Origin of the sequence: Streptomyces fuscigenes (assembly GCF_021556455.1) — a bacterium.
GTDB classification, from domain to species: Bacteria; Actinomycetota; Actinomycetes; order Streptomycetales; family Streptomycetaceae; genus Streptomyces; species Streptomyces fuscigenes.
The window spans coordinates 1-3,840 of the sequence record NZ_JAKGCV010000493.1 but is presented as its reverse complement, the minus strand read 5'-3'; the positions used below and the strand labels follow the sequence as shown (position 1 = coordinate 3,840).

Annotated in this window: 4 protein-coding genes; all 4 read left to right on the top strand. The window is 75.8% G+C overall.

Going from position 1 to position 3,840, the window contains the following annotated elements:
- Positions 1-31 precede the first annotated feature (31 nt).
- Positions 32-628 carry an SAM-dependent methyltransferase gene (locus L1885_RS25170; protein ID WP_235799468.1) on the top strand — a complete coding sequence of 199 codons (597 nt, stop codon included), beginning with the start codon at positions 32-34 and terminating at the stop codon, positions 626-628.
- 129 nt (positions 629-757) lie between these two features.
- Positions 758-1,816, top strand: a complete 1,059-nt coding sequence (locus L1885_RS25165) for a Dyp-type peroxidase (protein WP_235799467.1) — start codon at positions 758-760, stop codon at positions 1,814-1,816.
- Positions 1,813-2,619: a family 1 encapsulin nanocompartment shell protein gene (locus tag L1885_RS25160; RefSeq protein ID WP_235799466.1), complete on the top strand. Its 807-nt coding sequence runs from the start codon at positions 1,813-1,815 to the stop codon at positions 2,617-2,619. The genes L1885_RS25165 and L1885_RS25160 overlap by 4 nt, the downstream gene beginning before the upstream one ends.
- A gap of 202 nt (positions 2,620-2,821) precedes the next feature.
- Positions 2,822-3,823 (top strand): SLAC1 family transporter, encoded by a 1,002-nt coding sequence (locus tag L1885_RS25155; RefSeq protein ID WP_235799465.1) that lies wholly within the window; start codon positions 2,822-2,824, stop codon positions 3,821-3,823.
- Positions 3,824-3,840 lie beyond the last annotated feature (17 nt).

Genomic DNA, 3,840 nt, shown 5'->3' with positions numbered 1-3,840 from the left:
GCGGACCCCGGCCGCTCCCGAGGATCGCGACCTGACCGATCCCGACGTCCCGCACGAGGAGTACGGGGACGCCCTGCGCAACCTCGCGCGTGCGCAGGACGCCCTGGCCGAGGCCGAGCGGCTGGACCTGGCGTGCGGCGAGGGCGGCGACGCCGTGTGGCTCGCCGGACGCGGCTGGCGGGTGACCGCGGCCGACATCTCGCGGGTCGCGCTGGAGCGCGCGCGGCGCCACGCCGAGCAGGCGGGCGTGGCCGACCGCGTCGACTTCCGGTGGCACGACCTGTCGTCCTCCTTCCCGGAGGGCGTCTACGACCTGGTCTCGGCGCAGTTCCTGCACTCGCACGGCGGCCTGCCGCGCGAGGACATCCTGCGCAGAGCGGCGGACGCCGTCGCACCCGGCGGCGTCCTGCTGATCACGAGTCACTCCGGCAACGCGCCGTGGGAGCAGGACGCCCACCCCGGGATGGAGCTGCCGACGCCCGGGGAGGTGCTGGCGGGGCTGCGGCTCGCGGAGGGCGCGTGGAAGGTCGAGCGCTGCGAGGACCACGACCGCTTCCAGACCGCGCCGGACGGCACCCGGACGGTGCGGCGCGACAACACCGTGCGCGTGCGCCGCCTCACCACCTGAGCCGTCGGGGCGGACGGCGCCCGGTGCCGGACACGGCCTAGGATCGGCCCGAGCTGGAAACATCAGTGAAGGCGCGGGCGTCCGGCGACGGGTGTGCGCGCCGGGCACGACGAGACAGGAGAGCGGACCGTGACGGCCGAACCACCCGAGGAGCCGGAGCCGCAGCCGGTGCTCAATCCGCTCACCACGGCGGCGATCTTCCTGGTCCTCGCCGTCGACGAGGGCGGCGAGGACCAGGTGCGCGACCTGCTCGCCGACCTCCAGGGCCTGCGGCGGGCCTACGGTTTCGGCGCCCCGGACGGCGCGCTGAGCTGTGTCGCGAGCGTCGGCTCCGACGTGTGGGGGCGGCTGTTCGACGGGCCCCGGCCCGCGGAGCTGCATCCCTTCCAAGAGCTGGAGGGCCCCCGCCACCGGGCGGTCTCCACGCCGGGCGACCTGCTGCTCCACCTCCGCGCCACCCGCCAGGACCTGGTCTTCGGGCTGGCGGCGGAGATCATGGACCGGCTGCGGGGCGCCGTCACGGTCGTGGACGAGGTGCAGGGCTTCAAGTACCTCGATGTCCGGGACCTGATGGGGTTCGTGGACGGCACGGAGAACCCGCAGGGCCCGGCGGCCGCCGCCGCGGTCCTGGTCGGCGGCGAGGACCCCGACTTCGCCGGCGGCAGCTACGTCGTCGTGCAGAAGTACCTGCACGACCTCCAGGCGTGGAACGCGCTGCCCGTCGAGGCGCAGGAGAAGGTCATCGGCCGCAGGAAGCTCACCAACGTCGAACTGGACGAGCCCGCCTCGCACGTGGCGCTGAACACGGTGACGGGCCCGGACGGCGAGGAGCGCCAGATCCTGCGGGACAACATGCCCTTCGGCAGCCCGGGGCACGACGAGTTCGGCACGTACTTCATCGGCTACGCGCGCACGCCCGAGGTCACGGAGCAGATGCTGCGCAACATGTTCCTCGGCACGTCCGCCGCGCCCCACGACCGCATCCTGGACTTCTCGACGGCCGTCACGGGCACGCTGTTCTTCGCGCCGTCCGCGGACTTCCTCGACGACCTGCCCGACCCGCCGCGGACCGCGCCCGCCGAGCGGCCCGTGCCCGCCGTACCCCGTACCCGTACCGATCAGCCCGCGGCCGGCAGCGCCGACGGGAGCCTGGGCATCGGTGACCTGAACAGGAGCATCGCCAAGTGAACAATCTGCACCGGGAACTGGCCCCCGTTTCCGCCGCGGCCTGGGCCGATCTGGAGGAGGAGGCACGGCGCACGTTCAAGCGCCATGTGGCGGCGCGCCGCCTCGTGGACGTGCCAGAGCCGGGCGGCTCGGGGCTCGCCGCGGTCCCCACCGGCCACCTGAACGCCGTCGAGGCGCCGGCCGACGGCGTCCACGCCCGTCTGCGGCACGCCCAGCCGCTGGTGGAGCTGCGGGTCCCGTTCACGGTCTCGCGCGAGCAGATCGACATCGTCGAGCGCGGAGCCAAGGACGCCGACTGGGACTCAGTGAAGGACGCGGCCCGCAAGCTCGCGTACGCCGAGGACCGGGCGGTCTTCGAGGGGTACGCGGCGGCCGGCATCGAGGGTGTGCGGGCCAGTTCGTCGAACCCGCCGCTCGCCCTGCCCGCCGATGCCCGGGACTATCCGAACGCGATCAGCCAGGCCATCACCGAGCTGCGGCTCGCCGGGGTCGGGGGGCCCTACGCGCTGGCGCTGAGCGCCGACGCCTACACCCTCGTGAGCGAGACGTCGGACCACGGCTACCCGATCCGCGAGCACCTGTCGCGGGTGCTGAACGGCGACATCATCTGGGCGCCCGCCATCGACGGCGCGTTCGTCGTCGCGGCCCGCGGCGGCGACTTCGAGCTGGTGATCGGCCAGGACGTGTCCATCGGCTACGCGCGGCACGACGCGACGAGCGTGGAGCTGTACTTCCAGGAGTCGTTCACGTTCCTGACGTACACGTCGGAGGCGAGCGTCGCCCTCTCCCCGCACCGCGCCTGACGCCGCGGCCCGCGAGCCGCGAGCTGCGGCCGTGGCCGGGAACACGCCGCCGCCCGGCGCGTTCCCGGCCACGCCCGTGTGCGGGTACGGGCCCGGCGGGGCGCGTACGGGGCGTGCCCGGCCGCGCCGCGCGAGGCCCCGACGTGGGCCTTCGGCGCGGGGGATGGCACGTGGCGAGGGCCCGCGGTGCCATGGTGGGGTGGTGACGACCTCCGAAGCGCGAAGGCCCCGGCCGGGGCGGTGGTGGGCCCCCGGGCAGTGGTGGCGGGAGCTGCCGCCCGCGGCGGGCGGCTGCGTGATGGCGACCGGGATGCTCTCCGTCGGTCTCGGCCTGACGGGCCGTGAGGTGCTCTCGCTCGCGGCGTTCGCCCTCGGCGCGGCGCTGTGGGCGGTGCTCGCCTGCGCCTTCGCGGCGCGGCTGGCCCGCGACCGGGCGAGGTGGCGCGCCGAGGCCGACACACCGTCCGCGCTGACGGCGGTCGCGGCGACGTCCGTGCTGGGGGTGCGGGTGGTGCTCCTCGGCGCGGTGACGCTGGGCGAGGCCCTGCTGGCGCTCGCCGCCGTGGCCTGTCCTTACCTGCTGGCCTCGGTGATCGCGCGGTGGCGGGGGCCGGTGCCGGGCTCGGCGTTCCTCGTGTGCGTGGCTCCGCAGGGCATCGGCGTGCTCGCGGGGACCCTCGCGGTGGCCGGCGCCGGCGCGGGTCCCGCCTGGGGCGCGCTCGGCTGCCTGTGCCTCGGGCTGCTGCTGTACGTGGGGGCGCTGGCCCGCTTCGACACGCGGCAGGTGCGGGTCGGCGCCGGGGACCACTGGGTGGCCGGCGGGGCCCTGGCCATCTCGGCGCTGTGCGCGGCGAAGCTGGCCGCGTTCCCCGGCTGGCACGGCGCGGCGCACGCCGTGCTGCGGGGCGTCACCCTCGTGCTGCTGGCGCTGGCGCTGGCCTGGTACGCGGTGCTGCTGGCCGCGGAGGCCAGGTGGCCCCGGCCCGCGTTCGACGTCCGCCGGTGGTCCACGGTCTTCCCGCTCGGCATGACGGCCGTGGCCTGCCTCGTGGCGGCCGATCCCGTCGGCGTCGACTGGCTGCGGCCGCTGGGCGAGGCGCTGCTGTGGGTCGCGGTGGCCGCCTGGCTGCTGACCCTCGGGCAGCTGGGGTCGGCCCTGCGCGCGCGGGGTGCGGCGCGGGAGCCCGCCGGTCCGGGGGCCTGAGCCGGCTCCGGCCGCAC